Origin of the sequence: Falsiroseomonas frigidaquae (assembly GCF_012163145.1) — a bacterium.
Lineage (GTDB): Bacteria > Pseudomonadota > Alphaproteobacteria > Acetobacterales > Acetobacteraceae > Falsiroseomonas > Falsiroseomonas frigidaquae.
In genome coordinates this window covers 773182-790307 of record NZ_JAAVTX010000001.1, presented here as the reverse complement: position 1 = coordinate 790307, position 17126 = coordinate 773182, and the positions used below count along the sequence as shown (strand labels likewise).

Annotated in this window: 17 protein-coding genes; 8 read left to right on the top strand and 9 right to left on the bottom strand. The window is 70.6% G+C overall.

All coding sequences use genetic code 11. The annotated features are described in order from the left end of the window. Positions 1-9 precede the first annotated feature (9 nt). Genes HB662_RS03725 through HB662_RS03715 form a run of 3 tightly spaced genes read left to right on the top strand, consistent with a single transcriptional unit; the run spans position 10 to position 2926 of the window. A complete protein-coding gene (locus tag HB662_RS03725; protein ID WP_168047247.1) occupies positions 10-882 on the top strand; it encodes a BKACE family enzyme in 873 nt (290 codons plus the stop codon). Between the two features lie 48 nt (positions 883-930). Next, complete coding sequence (locus HB662_RS03720; RefSeq protein WP_168047245.1) at positions 931-1911, top strand: Bug family tripartite tricarboxylate transporter substrate binding protein; 981 nt, start codon at positions 931-933, stop codon at positions 1909-1911. Between the two features lie 49 nt (positions 1912-1960). Beyond that, the gene (locus tag HB662_RS03715) at positions 1961-2926 is read left to right on the top strand and encodes a Bug family tripartite tricarboxylate transporter substrate binding protein (protein ID WP_168047243.1); all 966 of its coding nucleotides are present in this window, start codon (positions 1961-1963) and stop codon (positions 2924-2926) included. A 41-nt stretch (positions 2927-2967) separates the two neighbouring features. Here the strand turns inward: HB662_RS03715 and rsgA are convergent, their stop codons facing one another. The 6 genes from rsgA to HB662_RS03685 form a co-directional block, all read right to left on the bottom strand. Beyond that, entirely contained in the window at positions 2968-4038 is a 1071-nt protein-coding gene (gene rsgA / locus HB662_RS03710; protein WP_168047241.1) for a ribosome small subunit-dependent GTPase A, read from the bottom strand. A gap of 100 nt (positions 4039-4138) precedes the next feature. After that, a complete protein-coding gene (locus HB662_RS03705) occupies positions 4139-5356 on the bottom strand; it encodes a CaiB/BaiF CoA transferase family protein (RefSeq protein WP_168047239.1) in 1218 nt (405 codons plus the stop codon). A gap of 2 nt (positions 5357-5358) precedes the next feature. Further along, a complete protein-coding gene (locus HB662_RS03700) occupies positions 5359-5802 on the bottom strand; it encodes a MaoC family dehydratase (RefSeq protein ID WP_168047237.1) in 444 nt (147 codons plus the stop codon). Further along, positions 5802-6245: a hypothetical protein gene (locus HB662_RS03695; protein WP_168047235.1), complete on the bottom strand. Its 444-nt coding sequence runs from the start codon at positions 6243-6245 to the stop codon at positions 5802-5804. The genes HB662_RS03700 and HB662_RS03695 overlap by 1 nt, the downstream gene beginning before the upstream one ends. Position 6246: 1 nt before the next feature. Continuing rightward, the gene (locus HB662_RS03690) at positions 6247-7020 is read right to left on the bottom strand and encodes an enoyl-CoA hydratase/isomerase family protein (protein WP_168047233.1); all 774 of its coding nucleotides are present in this window, start codon (positions 7018-7020) and stop codon (positions 6247-6249) included. A gap of 5 nt (positions 7021-7025) precedes the next feature. Next, on the bottom strand, positions 7026-7997 hold the full coding sequence (locus tag HB662_RS03685; RefSeq protein ID WP_168047231.1) for a Bug family tripartite tricarboxylate transporter substrate binding protein: 972 nt from the start codon (positions 7995-7997) through the stop codon (positions 7026-7028). Between the two features lie 235 nt (positions 7998-8232). On the opposite strand from HB662_RS03685, the gene HB662_RS03680 reads away from it, so the two are divergent. Both HB662_RS03680 and HB662_RS03675 read left to right on the top strand, forming a co-directional pair. After that, positions 8233-9228 carry a Bug family tripartite tricarboxylate transporter substrate binding protein gene (locus HB662_RS03680; RefSeq protein WP_168047229.1) on the top strand — a complete coding sequence of 332 codons (996 nt, stop codon included), beginning with the start codon at positions 8233-8235 and terminating at the stop codon, positions 9226-9228. 16 nt (positions 9229-9244) lie between these two features. Beyond that, on the top strand, positions 9245-10225 hold the full coding sequence (locus HB662_RS03675) for an MBL fold metallo-hydrolase (protein WP_168047227.1): 981 nt from the start codon (positions 9245-9247) through the stop codon (positions 10223-10225). 10 nt (positions 10226-10235) lie between these two features. Here the strand turns inward: HB662_RS03675 and HB662_RS03670 are convergent, their stop codons facing one another. From HB662_RS03670 to HB662_RS03660, 3 genes are all read right to left on the bottom strand, one after another. Then, on the bottom strand, positions 10236-11126 hold the full coding sequence (locus HB662_RS03670; protein WP_209443074.1) for a LysR family transcriptional regulator: 891 nt from the start codon (positions 11124-11126) through the stop codon (positions 10236-10238). A gap of 128 nt (positions 11127-11254) precedes the next feature. Continuing rightward, positions 11255-12220 (bottom strand): Bug family tripartite tricarboxylate transporter substrate binding protein, encoded by a 966-nt coding sequence (locus tag HB662_RS03665; protein ID WP_168047223.1) that lies wholly within the window; start codon positions 12218-12220, stop codon positions 11255-11257. A 5-nt stretch (positions 12221-12225) separates the two neighbouring features. After that, positions 12226-13206, bottom strand: a complete 981-nt coding sequence (locus tag HB662_RS03660) for a Bug family tripartite tricarboxylate transporter substrate binding protein (RefSeq protein ID WP_168047221.1) — start codon at positions 13204-13206, stop codon at positions 12226-12228. Between the two features lie 93 nt (positions 13207-13299). On the opposite strand from HB662_RS03660, the gene HB662_RS03655 reads away from it, so the two are divergent. The 3 genes from HB662_RS03655 to HB662_RS03645 are packed head-to-tail and all read left to right on the top strand — an operon-like array spanning position 13300 to position 17114. Then, positions 13300-15009, top strand: coding sequence for an SMP-30/gluconolactonase/LRE family protein (locus HB662_RS03655; protein ID WP_168047219.1), 1710 nt, complete (start codon positions 13300-13302; stop codon positions 15007-15009). A 12-nt stretch (positions 15010-15021) separates the two neighbouring features. After that, positions 15022-15933, top strand: a complete 912-nt coding sequence (locus tag HB662_RS03650; RefSeq protein WP_168047217.1) for a dihydrodipicolinate synthase family protein — start codon at positions 15022-15024, stop codon at positions 15931-15933. Beyond that, the gene (locus HB662_RS03645; RefSeq protein WP_168047215.1) at positions 15930-17114 is read left to right on the top strand and encodes a mandelate racemase/muconate lactonizing enzyme family protein; all 1185 of its coding nucleotides are present in this window, start codon (positions 15930-15932) and stop codon (positions 17112-17114) included. The genes HB662_RS03650 and HB662_RS03645 overlap by 4 nt, the downstream gene beginning before the upstream one ends. Positions 17115-17126: the final 12 nt, after the last annotated feature.

Genomic DNA, 17126 nt, shown 5'->3' with positions numbered 1-17126 from the left:
CAGCTGACCATGCCGACCATCATTTCCTGTGCCGTCACCGGCAATATCACCACCCGGGCGAACCATCCGGAACTGCCCTGCACGCCGCAGGAAATCGCCACCGCCTGCATCGATGCGGCGCGCGCCGGCGCAGCGATCGTGCATATCCATGTGCGCTATCCGGATGGCCGCCCCTCGATGGAGCTCGGCCATTACCGCGAGGTGGTGGACCGCATCCGCGACAGCGGCACCGATGTGCTGATCAACCTGACCACTGGCCCCGGCCAGCGCTTCGTGCCGAGCGCGGAGGACCCGAAGGTGGCGGCGCCGGGCACCACGCTGATGCATCCCGAACGCCGCGTGGAGCATGTGGTCGCGCTGAAGCCCGATATCTGCAGTCTCGACTTCAACACCATGTATTCGGGCACCTCGGTGGTGATCAACACGCCGCAGAACCTGCGCATCATGGCGCAGCTGATCCGCGAGGCCGGCACGAAGCCGGAGCTGGAATGCTTCGACAGCGGCGACATCCAGCTTGCCAAGGATCTGCTGGCCGACGGCACCCTGCCGCCCGACCCCTTCGTGCAGCTCTGCCTCGGCATCAAATACGGCGCCGCGGCCAATGCCGCGACCATGTCCTACCTCGCCTCCCAGCTCCCGGCTGGCGCGCGCTGGAGCGCCTTCGGCGTCGGCCGCTGGGAATACCCGATGCTCGCACAGGCCTGGCTGCTGGGCGGCCATGTCCGCGTCGGCCTGGAGGACAATGTCTATATCCGCAAGGGCGTATTGGCACCGAGCAATGCGGCGCTGGTGGAGAAGGCCGCGAGCCTGCTCGATGCGCTGGGCGGTGAGGTCGCCAGCGTGCAGCAGGCGCGGGAGATACTCGGCCTCACAAGAAGATAGCTGAACAAGCGGCCAATGAAGCCGCGACAACCGGGAAGGAACAACGCCATGACCATCACACGTCGCCGGCTCGGCCAGATCGGCGCGGGCCTGCCCCTCGCCACGCTGGCCGCGGGGCGCGCCTCCGCCCAGGCCTATCCCTCGCGGCCGATCACCTGGATCGTGGCCTATGGCCCGGGCACCGGCACGGACCTTCTGGCACGGCAGATCGGCGAACGGGTCAGCAGCATCCTCGGCCAGCGCATCATCGTGGACAATCGCCCCGGTGCGAGCGGGATGATCGGCACGGAGCTGGTCGCGCGCAGCAGGCCGGATGGCTACACGATGCTGTTCGGCAACAACCAGACCATGGCGGTGAACATCAGCTTCTACCGCGAAATCCGCTATGACCCGCGCCGGGACTTCACGCCGATCGCGCGGCTGGCCAGCCAGGATTCCGTGCTGGTCGTCAATCCGCGCGTGCCGGCGCGGTCGGTGGAGGAGCTGGTGCAGTACGGTCGCGCCAATCCGGACCGGCTGAACTTCGGCTCGCCCGGCGCCGGTGCCAGCGCGCACCTGGCCGGGGAGACGTTCAAGGCGGCGGCGGGCTTCAGCATGACTCATGTGCCCTACAACAACAGCCAGCTCTTCGCGGACCTGCTGTCCGGCGTGGTGTCGTTGAGCTTCTACCCCTACCTCACGCTGAAGCCGCACATCGAGTCAGGCGCCCTGATCGCCCTGGCGACGACCGGCAAGACGCGTTCGCCGTGGCTGCCGCAGCTGCCGACGATGGTCGAGCTCGGCTATCCCGATATCGTCTTCACCTCCTGGTTCGGCCTGTATGGTCCGGCCGGCCTGCCCGCCGAAAGCACCAGCGCCCTGGCCGAGGCGACGCGGCGCGCGCTGGCGGATCCCGAGCTGCAGAGCGCCATGTCGGACAGCGCGACGCGCATCGAATATGGCGGGCCGCAGGAACTGGCCTCTTTCACCGCGTCGGAGATCGAACGCTACAAGCCGATCATCGCGCGGGCGGGCGGCGCCGTCGGCTAGCAGGCTGCGCAGGGGCGCGAGCCCGCACACAGAAATTGAGGAGACGGACATGTCCATTTTTCTCGGCCGTCGCGCCCTTCTCGGTAGCCTGCCCTTCGCGGCGCTGCCGGCGCGGGCGCAGGAGGCCTTCCCGTCGCGCCCGATCACCATCGTCAACGCCTATGCGGCCGGCGGGCAGACCGACATCGCGACGCGATTGACGGCCGATCGGCTCGGCACCGCCATCGGCCAGCGCGTGGTGGTGGAGAACCGGGTCGGTGGCGCGACCTCCATCGCCTCCACCCTCGTCGCGCAGGCCCGGCCTGACGGCCATACGCTTCTGGCGGGCACCAGCTCCCTCGCGATCAACCCGACGCTGCAGCCGCGGCTGACGCCACGGGACCCCCAGGCGGAGCTGGCACCGGTCGGCATGGTGTATCGCGGCGCCTTCGTGTTCCACATCTTCCCTGGCGTACCCGCGACGACGCTGCCGGAGTTCATCGCCTATGCGAAGGCCAATCCTGGCCAGCTCAACTATGGCGGCGTCGTCGGCACGGTGGTGCATCTCGCGATGCAGATGCTGTGCCAGCGCGCCGGGATCGAGATGACGGCGGTGCCCAACCGTGGCGGCGTGGAGGGGCTGCTCGACCTGCAGGCGGGCCGGATCCACTGCAACTTCCAGTCGCCGGTTGAAGCCATGCCATCGCTGCAGGAAGGCAAGACGCGGGCGCTCGCCATCTCCTCCCGCGAACGCCTGGCCAACCTGCCGGATGTTCCGACCGTGGCGGAGACCTTGCCGGGCTTCGAGGCGGTATTGTGGATGGCCTTGTTCGCGCCTGCGGGAACGCCGGCGCCGGTGATCGAGAAGCTCGCGGCCGCGCTCGGCACCGTCACCGGAAGCGAGGACTACCGGTCGCGGATGGCGCGTATCGGCCTGACGGCCGAGACTGGCGGCCCCTCCGAGGTTCAGGCGCTGCTGGCGGCGGATACCGTCAACTGGCGCAAGGTGATCACCGAAGCCGGCATTCAGAACTGAAGGGCAGGGACCCGCCGCCGGGCGGCCGCTATACGGTTCGTCTAGGCAGACGGGTCCCGCAGGTTCTTCTTGTTCGACCGGTAGGCGCGCTGCAGCCTCGCCAGACGAGTGCGCTCGGCTTCCTGCGCCGCCCGGTCCTTGGTCTGCGCCGAGGCCGCCAGCTCCTGGCTCAGCTTCTGGAAATGCGCCCAGCGCTCGGCGTCGAGAAGGCCCGCCTCCAGCGCGCCGCGAACCGCACAGCCAGGTTCATTGCCATGCCTGCAATCGCGGAACCGGCAATCCGGGGCCAGGCGCTCGATGTCTTCGAAGACCATGCTGAGCCCCGCATCCGCGTCGATCAGGCCCACCTCGCGTATGCCGGGTGTGTCGAGGATCAGCCCGCCGCCGGGCAGCAGGACGAGGTGGCGGTAGCTGGTGGTGTGGCGCCCACGCGCATCCCCGGCGCGGATGTCCTGGGTGGCCATCCGTTCCTCGCCCAGCAGGGCATTGACCAGCGTGGATTTCCCGACGCCCGATGAGCCGATCAGCACGCAGGTCTCACCCGGTGAGATGTGGTCCATCAGCGCGCCCAGGCCAAGGCCCTGCCGCGCCGAGACGACGAGCACCGGGCAGCCCGCCAGGGCGGCGATCTCGGCGGCCTGGGCCTCGGGCTGCTCGCACAGATCTGCCTTGGTCAGCAGCACCACCGGTCGCGCACCGCTCTGCCAGGCCGCGGCGAGGAATCGTTCCAGCCGGCGCGGATTGAGGTCGGCGTTCATGGATGTGACGACGAAAACCACGTCGATGTTGGCGGCGATGACCTGGAGTGTCTGCACGCTGTCGGCCGCCCGACGCACCAGGGAGGTGCGGCGAGGCAGGACGGCATGGATGACGGCGGTGCCTTCGCCGGCATTCGCGGACAGGGCCACCCAGTCGCCGGCGGCCGGATGGCCTGCCTCACGGGCCTCGTGACGCAGGCGTCCGGAAAGCCGGGCGCTCAGATTGCCGACATCCGTGACCACCAGGTTCGCTTCGCGCCGCTGGACGATGATTCGCCCGGCAAGGTGGCCGGCGCGCGCATGCGGCTCGAATGCCAGCTGCAGCGCATCGGTCCAGCCATACTGTTCGATCAAAGACGGGTACTTTCACACGGGCGCGCTACTCTAGCACCGTCCGGGCCGCCATGTGTCTGCCGCCGGGTGAACCACACGTAGCTCGTGATCCAGCCGCCGATCAGGCGGCGACTGCGCCCGGCTCGCCGAAGGCGCCCTCCCGGCCGGCCTGGGCGATCTCGCTTTCATCCAGGCCCAGCTCCTGCAGGATCTGGGCCGTATGCTCGCCGACCGCAGGGGGCGGGCGGTGCACCTCGGCGGGTGCCGCCGTCAGGGTGAAGGGCGGCGCGACGCCCCGTTCCGCATGGCCTTCCCGGTCCCAATGCAGCACCGCGCCGGCCGCCTCGAGCTGCGGATGGTCGGCGGCCTGGCCGACATTGTGGACCCGCGCGACATTCACCTTGGCGTCGCCCAGCCGCCGCAGGATCTCGTCGCAGGGCAGGGCGCGGGTCAGCGCGGTCAGGGCCTCCACCAGCGCCAGGCGATGCGTGCGGCGGCCCATGGCGGTGCGGTATTCGGGGCGGTCCAGCGTGGCCGGGTCCATGGCCTGCGCCAGGCGCCGCCACATGTCGTCGCTCGGCGCGATGATCACCACATCGCCATCGGCGGCCGGGAAGACCTGGTTCGGCACGCTGAGGTGGTTGGCCGTGCCCATCCGCTGGTGCTCGGTCTGCGCCAGCCACCAATCGGTGTAGAAGTAGCTCATCAGATGCGCCGAGGATTGCAGCAGGGAGGAGGTCACCTTCTGCCCCTCGCCGGTCTTCCCGCGATGCAGCAGCGCGGCGAGGATGGCGCAGACCATGCCGAGGCTGCCATGCAGGTCGATGCCCGCCGTGCCGACGCGGACCGGCGGCCGGTCCGGCTCCCCGGTCAGGTGCATCAGCCCGCTATGCGCCTGCAGCGCCACGTCATTGGCGCCGAAGTCGCGCAGCGGCCCGGCCTCGCCATAGGCGGAGAAGCCGCAATGGATCAGGCGCGGATTGATGGCGCGCAGATCCTCCCAGCCGAGGCCCCATTTCTCCATCGCACCGGGCCGGAAATTATGCACCAGCACATCGGCGGAGCCCGCCAGCCGCTTCGCCAGCGCCAGCCCCGCGGGGGATTTCAGGTTCAGCGCGATGCTGCGCTTGTTGCGGTTCAGCGCGAGGAAGGACGGGCTGGCACCCAGCCTCTCCAGCACCTCCGCCGTCACGCCGAAGCCGCGCGCCTCGTCGCCCCTTCCGGGTTCCTCCACCTTGATCACCTCGGCACCGAGGTCGCCCAGCACCTGGGTCGCCGCGGGGCCGGCGAAGACGCGGCTGAGGTCCAGCACGCGCACGCCATCCAGCACGCCTGCCATGGTCAGTGGATCTTGACGGCGGCGGTGCCGACGGTGACCAGCTTGCCGGCGCCATCCTCCGCCCACACCTTCAGCGAAAGGCGCTGGCCGCCCTGCGGCAGGGCCTGCACGCCTTCCACGCGCAGCACGCAGGTGATCGGCACATCCTCGTACACCGGCGCCACGAACTTGGTCAGCAGCGCGCCCGGATCCTCCAGCACCTGGGTGCCGAAGCTGCGCAGCAGCAGGTCCAGGATCCAGTTGGTGGTGATCATGCCATCCGAGATGATACCCGGCAGGCCCTGGCCGCGCGCATATTCGTCGTCGTCATGAATGGTCGGCACGCTGAAATGCACGCGCCCGTCATTCGCTTCCACCGTCGGCAGCGCATCGACATACCAACGCATGCGTTCCCGCGTCATGATGCGCGGCGCGGAGCGGATTTCGTCGCCCGGGGACAGTTCCATCACGCGGCATCCTTCGCGGCTTCGCGGTAGGAAAGGCAGACCGTGTCGCGGTATTCCACCAGCAGGCGGTCGGCGGCCTTGTCACGCATGGTGATGTCCACATCCATGTATTCGCGGCCGCGCTTCATGTAGCGGCTGCGCACCACGCCCTCCACCACCAGCGGCGTTCCCGCCCGCAGCGCGCCATGCCAGCGCACATCGAAGGTATAGTGCACCCGCGCATTCGGCCCGCAGCCATCCGGGCAGTAGATCGTGTAGAAGCGCAGTTTCTCCAGATGCGCCATGGTCGGCGGCACGATCGGGTTCGGGACGTTCTGGAAGCAGGGCTGGTGCATCTCGTTCGCGTGGCAGTATTCGCGCACCTGGAAGGGGCTGATCACGACATCCACCGGCCCGAGCCGGTCGCCTTCCTCCAGGTCGCTCGTGTAGCGGCCGGTTGCCATTCTATTCCCCCTTGAAGACGGGCTTGCGTTTCTCGACGAAGGCGCGCTGCGCCTCCTGCGCATCGGCGGTGTGGGAGAGCCCCTCCGTCACCGTCTGCTCGAAGCGGTAGGCCTCGCGATAGGGCATGCTCTCGACCACGTTGAAGGACCGCTTGATCTCGCGCACCGCGAGCGGGCTTTTCGCCGCGATCTCCCGCGCCATCTCCATCGCCGCCGGCAGCAGCGCCTCGGGCGGCAAGACCGCTTCGAGCAGGCCCAGGCGGTACAGCTCGGCGGCCGGGACCTTGCGGCCGGTGAAATACATGGCGCGGGCGCGGGACCGGCCGAAATGCTCGGACAGCAGCTTGGTGCCGCCGGCCAGGCCGACATCGATCTCCGGCATCTGCACCCAGCAGGTCTCGGAGGCCAGCATCACGTCGCAGGACAGCATCAGCGCGAAGCCGGCGCCGATGGCGGGCCCGTTGGCGGCGCAGATCACCGGCTTCAGGCAATCCATCGGCGCATAGAAGAATTCCCGCGTCAGCCGGTTGTGCGCGATGTAGTCGCCCGGCTCCTGCACCAGGCCGACGCGTTCCTTGATGTCGGCACCGGCGGAGAAGGTGCCGCCCGCCCCGGTCAGCACCACGCAGCGCACGTCGCGCCGGTCGCTGCAGCTGTCCAGGATCCAGGTCAGCTCCTCCCGCAGCCGCCGGTTCTGCGCATTCACCGGCGGGCGATCCAGGGTGATGCTGGCGATGCCATCGGCCACCACCAGGCGGCAGGTCTGCAATTCCATCGGGCTCAATCCAGCTTCACCGCGGCACGCTCGATCACCGCCCGCCATTTCGTGCGGCCTTCCGTGATCACCTGCGCCAGCTCCTCCGGCGAGCCGCCGGAGGCCGCCATGCCCATCTCCCGGAACCGTCCGCGGATGCGTGGCAGGGCCAGCACCTCGTTGAAGGCCACGTTCAGCCGCTGCACCACGGCGGGCGGCATGCCTGCCGGGCCAAGCATGTAGAGCAGGGTGGTGCCCTCATAGCCTTCCAGTGTCTCGGCGATGGCCGGGATCTCCGGATGATCCTCCAGCGGCCGCGCGGTGGAGATGCCGAGCACGCGCAGATGGCCAGCGCGCACCGCCGGGATCATCGCCGCGAAGCTGTCCAGGCTGACCTGCACGCGGCCCGCCATCAGGTCGATCAGCGCCTGGCCAGAGCTGCGATAGGGCACATGCGTCATCCGCGTGCCGCTCATGCTCATGAACAGCTCCATCGCCAGGTGGCTGGAACTGCCGGGGCCGGTGGAGGAGAAGCTCAGCTTGTCCGGGTTGGCCCGTGTATGGGCGATGAACTCCGCCACATTCCGCACCGGCAGGCTGGGATGCACCACCAGGATATTGGGCAGGTAGGCGATGTGGACGATCGGCGTGAAGCCGCGCTCCGCATCATAGGGCAGGTTGCTGTAGAGGAAGGGGTTGGTCATCTGCACGCCGGGGGTGCAGATGAGGATGGTGTAGCCATCCGGCGGCTGCTGCGCGACATGCGCGGCACCCACCGAGGCCGCCTGGCCCGGCCGGTTCTCCACGATCAGCGGCTGGCCGAGGCGCGGCGTCAGCTCCTCCACCAGCAGGCGGGCGACGATGTCGCTGCCGCCGGCGGGGGCGAAGGGCACCACGAAGCGGATGGGGCGGTTGGGGAAGGGGGCTTGCGCGATTGCGGGCGCGGACAGCACGAGGCCTGCCCCCATTCCCAGCACTCCGCGGCGGGTCGCCTGCATCGATCTCTCCTCCCGGCTGGTCTTGCCGTCAGTCTTGCGGCGCGGGGCAGGGGCGGACAACGTGCAGCGGATGAGCAGCATCCTTGCTCTGGATGCAACGCCGGGCCGGCGCCCGCATCCTTTCATCCGGCGCAAGGATGCCGTGCTGCGGAACGACATTCTCCCGCCGCCGCGCCATGCCTAACGTCACGGCAACCCGGCCGCGTGGCGGCACGGGACGAAGGGGGAAGCGTCGATGCACAAGCTGGGCCGCAGGCAGGCTGTTCGTCTGGTGGGCATGGCCACCGCCATGCTGGGAGCCCCCGCCCTGGTGCGCAGCGCCGGGGCGCAAGCCGCCTGGCCGGACCGGCCCATCCGCATCGTCGTGCCCTATCCCCCCGGCGGGTCCACGGACCCGGTGGCGCGGCTGCTGGCGGCCGAGCTGCAGACCCGCCTCGGCCAGCCCGTGGTGGTGGAGAACCGCGCCGGTGCGGCCGGGTCGATCGGCACCGAATCGGTGACGCGCGCCGCGCCGGATGGCAGCACCTTCCTGTTCCACACCTCGGTCCTGGCGACGGAGCCGAGCTTCAAGCAGAACCTGCCCTACAATGTGCTGACCGACCTGGTGCCGGTCTCCCTGCTGGTCACCGGACCCTATCTGCTGGTGGTCAATCCCACGCTGCCGGCGCGCGATGTGGGGGAGCTGATCGCCTATGCGCGAGCCAATCCGGGCAAGGTGAATTTCGGCTCCGCCGGCACCGGGTCTTCCGGCCATCTGATCGGGGAGCTGTTCGCCCTGCAGGCGCGCACCCAGATGGTGCATGTGCCCTATCGCGGCGGCGGGCCTTCCGTGACCGCGCTGATGCAGAACGACATCCAGTTCATCTTCGACACCATCCCCGGCTCCCGCGGCCTGGTGGAGGATGGCAAGCTGCGCGCCCTGGCGGTGACCAGCGCGGAACGCGCGCCGCTGCTGCCGCAGGTGCCGACCATCGGCGAAAGCGGGCTGCCGGACTTCGCCAATGAGTTCTGGCTCGGCCTGATGGCGCCCGCCCGGCTGCCTGCCCCGATCCAGGCGCGCATGGCGGAGGCGGTGCGCGGGGCGCTGGCCGAACCCGGTCTGCGCGACCGGCTGCTGGCGCTGGGCATGGTCCCGCGCGGGCTGGGGCCGGAGGAGTTCGGCGCGACCTTGCGCCGCGACATCGCCGCGTGGCGGGACGTCATCCAGCGCGCGAATATCCGCGCGGAATAGGGTCGGGGAGCAGATCATGCACAGGACCAACCTGCCGCGCCGCTTCATGCTGCTCGGCACGCTCGCGGGCGCCGCTGCCCTGGCGAGCGACCCGGCCCCCGCCGCCGTGCCGCGCGCCACGGGCCAGGCGCCGGGCTTCTACCGCCACCGCGTCGGCGAGATCGAGGTGACTGCGCTGCTCGACGGCAACCTGGCCTTCCCGGACGCCGCGCTGCCCAACCTGTTCCGCGGCTATGACCCCGCCATTGGCAGCCGCCTGCGGACCGAAGCCTTCGACGCGCCGGGCGGCGTGCCGCTCGCGGTCAATGCCTTCCTGGTCAATACCGGCACGCGGCTGATCCTGGTGGATGCCGGCGCGGCCGCGGCGCTGGGCCCGACCCTCGGGCAGATCCCGGGAAATCTGCGCGCCGCTGGGGTGGAACTGGCGGATATCGACGCCATCGTGCTGACCCATCTGCACCGCGACCACGCCGCCGGCCTGCTGACCGCCGATGGCGCCGCGCTGTTCCCCCGCGCGGAGCTTCTGGTGGCGGAAGCCGAGGCCGCCTACTGGTCCGATCCCGGCGAGGAGACCCGCGCCCCGGCGCCGCTCCGCCCCTTCTTCGCGCCCGCCCGCGCCGTGCTCGCGGCCTATGGCAACCGGGTCCGGCGGATCGGCGTGGAGACGGAGGTGGCGCCGGGCATCCGCACCATGGCGATCCCCGGCCATACCCCCGGCCATCTCGGCGTGCATGTCGCCTCCGGCAATGCGCAGTTCCTGATCTGGGGCGATGTGGTGCATGCGCAGTCGCTGCAATTCGCGCGCCCGGACTGGTCGATCTCCTTCGACTCCGATCCGGACCTCGCGGCCCGCACCCGCAGCCGCATCTTCGACATGGCGGCGACGGACCGCATCGTCATCGCCGGCTCGCACCTCGCCTTCCCGGCGATCGGCCATGTCGCACGGCGGAGTGAGGGCTATGGCTTCGTGCCGGCGATGTGGCGTTCGCCGCTGTAGCGTCTTCCGCTCAGCGCTCCGCGGCGCGGAAGGTCTCGACCAGGAAGTCGATGAAGACGCGCACCCGCGCCGAGAGGTGGCGGCTGCGCTGGTAGACGGCGAAGACGCCGTTCTCGAATTCCAGATGGCTCGCGCGATGCCCGGGCAGCAGCCGCACCAGCCGGCCGGCGCGGATATCCTCCCGCACCGACCAGTCGGGCATCAGCACGATGCCGAGGCCCGCCAGCGCCGCGGCATGCAGCGCCGGGCCGTTATCCGTGGTGAAGGACCCGGTCACCGGCACCTCCGTGGTCTGCCCATCCGCCGCGGCGAAGCGCCAGACGGCGCGGCCCATGCTGAGCCGGTAGGTCAGGCAGTTCTGCGCCGCCAGATCCGCCGGCGCCAGGATGGGCGGGCGCTCGGCCAGATAGGAGGGCGCGGCGCAGACCACGCGCTCGCTGGTCGCCAGGCGGCGGGCGATCAGCGCGCTTTCCGTCAGCTTGCCGATCCGCACATCGACATCGACGTTGCGCTCCGCCAGGTCGATCGCGTGGTTCGACATGGCGAGTTCCACGGAAATCTGCGGATAGGCCTGCAGGAAGCGCGGCAGGCTCGGCATCAGCACCAGCGTGCCGACCAGCAGGCGCGAATGCACGCGCAGCAGGCCTGACGGTTGCTGTTCGCGCTGGCTGACCTCGACCTGCATCTCCTCGATCTGGTGCAGGATGTTCTCGGCGTGGCGCAGGTAGATCTCGCCGGTGCTGGTCAGCGTCATGCTGCGGCTGGTGCGGTTCAGCAGCCGGGCGCCGAGCTGTTCCTCCAGCGCCGTGATCTGGCGGGAGACGGAAGCCGGCGAAAGCCCCAGCTTGCGCCCGGCCGCGGACAGGCTGCCATGGTGCGCCACCGCGGCGAACAGGCTCATCGTACGCAAGGTTTCCATGGCCGGGCCGGACTTCTTTTCGCTCCCTGCACGGATTGGTAGCGCCCTGGCCCGGGATATCAAGCCGCAATGCGCGACGCGGCCACGCGGCCGGGGGCGCGGCCGGGCGGCTAGTCGATGCGGATGCCCGCCCGGCGTGGCACGGCGGACCAGCGTTCCACCTCCGCCAGATAGAAGCGGCCCCACTCCTCCCGCCCCATAGGCTTCGGGATCAGGCCCAGCGTGCCGAGGCGCGCCTGCACCTCCGGCATTGCCGCCACCTGGGTGAAGGCGCCGTGCAGCCGCTCCAGCGCCGCCGCTGGCGCCGCGCGGGGGGCGAGGATGCCGAACCAGCTATCGGATTGCAGGGCGGCGACGCCCAGCTCGGCGAAGGTCGGAACCTCCGGCAGCAGGGGGCTGCGCGTCGGACTGGTGACGGCGAGCGCGCGCAGCCGCCCGGCGCGGACATGCTCCGCCACCTCCAGCACGTTGCTCACCATGAAGTCGAGCCGCCCGGCGATCAGGTCCGTCTGCCCCTGCGGGCCGCTGCGATAGGGCACATGTTCCAGCGCCAGGCCGTAGGCTTCCTTCATGATCTGGTGCGCGGGCTGCCAGCCGGCCAGCGCGGCGCTGCCGGTCTGCAGGGGCGTGGCGGAAGCCTTGCCACGCGCGACCAGCGCCGCCAGGTCGCGGTCCGGCGCGGCGGCGGGCACCACCAGCACATTCGCCGAATTGCCGGCGAAGAACACGGCGGCGAAATCGCCGGCCGTATCATAGGGCAGCCGTGCATAAAGGCCCGGCGCCACCGCATGCGCATTGGCGATCAGCATGATGGTGGTGCCATCCGGCGCCGCCTTGGCGACGCGGTCGGAGGCGATGGTGCCGCCGGCCCCGGGCTGGTTCTGCACCACCATCGGCTGGCCGAGCAGCGGCTGCATCCGCTCCGCCAGGGTCCGCGCGATGATGTCCGTCGCGCCACCGGCGCCGTAGCCGACGACCAGGGTCACCGGACGCTCTGGCCAGCCTTGCGCCCGCGCGGGGAAGGGTGCGGCGAAGGGCAGGGCAAGCCCGGCGGCCAGCAGGGTTCGGCGATTCATGCGCGTCACTCCACCACGATGTTCTGGGCGCGGGCGAGGTCGCGGAAGGTCGCGAGTTCCCGTGCCATGAAGGCGCTGAAATCGGCCGGCGTGGTATGCTGCGGCATCTCCAGGGAAAGCTGCGTGTAGCGCTGCACCGTCTCCGGATTGCGCAGGAAGGCCTGCGTTTCCGCCGACAGCCGCGCCAGGATCGGCGCGGGCGTACCGGCCGGGGCGGCGAGGCCGTGCCAGGAGGCGAGTTCCGCACCCGGATAGGTCTCGTTCAGCGCCGGCAGGTCCGGATAGGCCGGCATGCGCGCGGGGGCGGTGGTGGCCAGGGCGCGGATCTGGCCATCGCGGATCAGCTGCGTGGTCGTCGCCGCGACATCCAGCGAGACATCGATGGTGCCGGCCAGCAGCGCCTGCAGCAGCGGCCCGCCGCCGGCGAAGGGCACATGCGTCATGCGGATGCCGGCCTTGGCCATGAACAGCTCCATGCCGAGATGCAGCGAGGAGCCGACGCCGGAGGAGCCGAAGTTGATCGCCTCCGGCCGTGCCTTCGCCGTAGCGACCAGGTCCGCCACCGTCTTCACGTCTGGCAGCTTGCGCGGGTTCACCAGCAGCAAGGCAGGCGTCACCGCGAGGTTCGAAATTGCGGAAAAGTCCTCGATCGGGCGGTAGGGCAGCGGCGCCTTGCGCACGGCGGGCAGAATGGCGTTGGCGGCGATGTTGATCATCCCCACCGCCGTGCCATCCGCCGGCGCCTTAGCCAGCGCATCGACGCCGATGGCGCTGCCGGCGCCGCCGCGGTTCTCCACCACGAAGCCCTGGCCGAAGGCCTGCTGGAAATGCGCCGCCAGCATGCGGCCCACCAGATCCGCCGCGCCGCCGGGCGGGAAGGGAATGATGAAGCGCACCGGCCGGCTCGGCCAAGCGGCCTGCGCCTGGGCGAGGCGGGGCGCTGCGAGGGCGGCGAGGCCGAGGGCTGCGAGCTGGCGGCGGCGCATGGGGGAATTCCTCCTGTTCCTTGGTGTCTTGCGTGACTTGGAACTTGGTTCCACGATATGGACACGACCGAAGGCGGTCAATCGGGGAGATTCATGGCGCGCAGCAGACCGGCGGAGGTGGAGGAGGAAGCAGCCTCGGTGCCCGGCACCCAGGCGCTGACCCGCGGCATCGCGCTGCTCGGCCTGGTGGCCGACGCGCCCGCGCCGCTGCGCTTCGCCGAGATCGCCGACCGCGCCGGCCTCGCCCGCCCCACCGCGCACCGCATCCTGGCCGCGCTGGTGGAGGCGCGGCTGCTGCGGCATGAGCCGGCGACGCAGACCTACGCACTCGGCGCCCGTTTCCTGGAGATGGCGCATCGGGTCTGGGACGGTTTTGACCTGCGCGCCACCGCGGCGCCGGAGCTGGAGCGCCTGGCGCGCCTTGCCGGCGAGACCGCGCGGCTGGCCGTGCTGGATGGCGATGGCGTGCTCTATGTCGACCAGCGCGATACGGAGCAGGAGGCGGTGCGCCTGGTGAACCGCGTCGGCGCCCGCGCCCTGCCGCATGCGAGCGCCTGCGGCAAGGCGATGCTGGCGCAGCTTCCGGCCGCCGAGCGCCGCGTGCTGATGGAGCGGCTGATGCCGCTTGCCGCCCCCGGCCCGCGCAGCATCACGGACCAGCCGGCGCTGGAGCGCGAATTGGCGCTGGTCGCGGCACGCGGCTACGCGCTGTCGCTGGAGGAAGCCGCCGCCGGGGTGAATGCGGTGGCCGCCGCGGTGCTGGACCGCCGCGCGCGGCCGCTCGGCACCATCTGCCTCGTCGGCCCCGCCTTCCGGCTGGGCGAGGCGCGGCTGCATGCGCTGGGGCGGGAGGTGATGGAGGCGGCGCGCCGCATCTCCGGCAACGCCGCCCAATCCGCCATGACGCTGACGGTGGCGCCGCGCCCCGCCAGCGTGTCCGAGGGCGTGCGACTTGCGGTGCGGGCCGAGGCGCTGCTGGGCGAGGGGCCGCTCTGGCATGAAGGCCGGCTGCACTGGGTCGATATCCTGGCGCCCGCCGTGCATGTCAGCGATCCCGCGACCGGCGAGGATGCCGTGATTCCGGTGGAGGAGCTGGTCGCGGCGCTGGCGCCGCGGCAGGGCGGCGGGCTGGTCGCCGCCGCGCGGTCCGGCCTGCGGCTGCTGGATGCGGCGGGGCTCGGCCGGGTGGTGGCGGCGCCGATCGCGGAGGGCGCCTCGCTGCGGCTGAACGATGGGAAATGCGATCGCGCCGGGCGCTTCTGGGTGGGTTCCCTGGCGCTGGATTCCACGCCGGATGCCGGCGCGCTGCATCGCATCGATGCGGCGGGCCAGGTGCGGGTGATGCAGGCGGGGCTGCATGTGGCGAACGGCATCGGCTTCAGCCCGGATGATGCGCGGCTGTACCTGGCCGATAGCGGCCGGCGGCGCATCGACGTGTTCGATTTCGACCTCGCCGCCGGCACCGTCGCCAACCGCCGCCCCTTCGTCGCCTTCGCGGAGGGGGAGGGCGTGCCGGATGGGCTGACGGTGGATGCGGAGGGCTGCGTCTGGGTGGCGCTGTGGGATGGCTGGCGCGTCGCGCGCTACCGGCCGGATGGCACGCTGGACCGCGCCGTGAACCTGCCCGTGCCGCGCCCCACCAGCTGCGCCTTCGGTGGCCCCGACCTTGCCACGCTGTTCGTCACCAGTGCCCGCGTGCGGCTGTCCGCCGCGGAACTCGCGGAGGCGCCGCTTTCCGGTTCCGTCTTCGCCATCGAAATTGGCGGCCCGCGCGGCCTGCCCGAACCGTCCTTCAACGGCTGAGGATCTTCTTCCATGCACAGGCTCTCGGGTGTCTTCCCGGTTCTGCCGACACCCTTCACCGCGGAGGATGCGGTGGATGAGGCGGCGTTCCGGCGGCTGATCGACTTCGCCGTGGAAGCGGGCGTCGATGGCGTGGTGTTCCCCGGCATGGCGAGCGAGGTGGAGACGCTGAGCGCGGCCGAGCGCGGGCAGATGGTCGCCGTGCTCGGCGCGCATCTCGCGGGGCGGCTGCCCTTCATCGTCGGTGCGTCCCATGCCGATCCGGCCGAGAGCGCCGCGCGGGCGCGGGAGGGCATGGCGGTCGGCGCCGTCTGCGCCATGATCATGGCGCCGCCGCAGGCCGGCCAGGATGTCGCGAAGCAGGTCGCCTTCTTCACGGCGGTGGCGGATGCGGCGCCGGGCCTGGTGATCATGCTGCAGAACGCGCCGGCCCCGAATGGCGCGGCGCTGTCGCCGGAAGCGGTGGCGGCGGTGGCGGCGGCGGTGCCCGCGATCCGCTACGTGAAGGAGGAGACTTTGCCCTGCGGCCAGCACGTCACCCGCATCCTGGCCGCAGCGCAGGGTGGGCTGGATGGCGTGATGGGCGGCGCCGGCGCGCGCTTCGTGCTGGATGAGCTGGCGCGGGGCGCCAACGGCACCATGCCGGCGCTGGAAATCGCCGATGTCCATGCGGCGCTGTGGAAGGCGTGGCGCGCCGGCGACAAGGCGAAGGCGCGGCGCATCTACACCGAGACGCTGCCGCTGCTGCTGTTCCAGATGAATTTCCGCGTGCGCGCCACCAAGGACGTGCTGCGGCGGCGCGGCCTTCTGGAGCACATCGGTGCGCGGGCGGCCGGGCCGAAATTCGATGCGGGCGATCTGGCGCAGATCGGGGAACTCATCGCCACCGCGGCCAGCTGCATGACGATGCACCGGCCGCGATGACGCGCGCTGACAGGATCACGCGCGTCACGGCGCATGTCATCGCCATCCCGCGCGAGGTGCCCTATCTCGGCCCGCTGCGCGAGGGCGAGTTCATCAACCGCGCCGGCTATATCGTCCGTCTCGGCAACCGCACGCTGTACCCGACGCAGGACCGCAGCATCGTGCTGCGCATCGACACGGAACAGGGCCTGACCGGCTGGGGCGAGACCTACGGCATCGTCGCGCCGGAAGCCGTGCGCGCCATCGTGGATGATGTGCTGGCGCCGGTTCTGGAAGGCCGGGATCCCTCCGCGCCGGCGATGATCCATGAGGATCTGTATGATCTGATGCGCGTGCGCGGCTTCTTCGGCGGCTTCTACCTGGATGCGCTGGCCGCCGTGGACATCGCGCTGTGGGACCTGCTGGGGCGGCGGCTTGGCGTGCCGGTCTCCACCCTGCTGGGCGGGCGGCGCCATGCGCGCATCCCCGCCTATGTCTCCGGCCTGCCGCGCGCCACGCTGGCGGAGCGCGTGGACTTCGCGCGGGACTGGCAGGGGCGCGGCTTCGCCGGTTTCAAATTCGCCGCCGTCGTCGCCGATGATGGTGCGGAGGCGGAGATCGCGGCGCTGCGCGAGGGGCTCGGCCCGAAGGCCGCCATCATGGCCGACCTGCATTGGAAGAACAGCGCGGCGGAGGCGATCCGCCTGATCCGCCGCCTGGAACCGCACGGCCTCGCCTTCGCCGAGGCGCCCTGCGCGCCGGAGGATATCGCGGGCGTCGCGGAAGTCGCGCGCGGCGTCGGCGTGCCGATCGCACTCGGCGAGGAACTGCGCACCGTCTTCGAATGGCTGCCGCGCCTGCAGCAGCGATGCATGGCGATCGGCCAGCCGGAGATGGGCCATACCGGCATCACCGAATTTTCCCGAATCGGCGCGCTGTGCCACGCGCACCACGTTGCGATCATGCCGCATGCGGCCATCGGTATCGGCCTGTTCATGGCGGCCAGCCTGCAGGCCGCCAGCGCCCAGCAGAAGCTGCCCTGGCATGAATACCAGCACAGCATCTTCGACCCGAACCTGCGCCTGACCCGCCCTACCGGCAGCAGCCACATGCAATGCGAGGCCGGCTTCTACACGCTGCCGGACGGACCCGGCCTGGGGGTGGAGCCCTCGGAGGCGCTGCTGGCCGCCATGGAAGCGTAGCGCCCGCTTCCG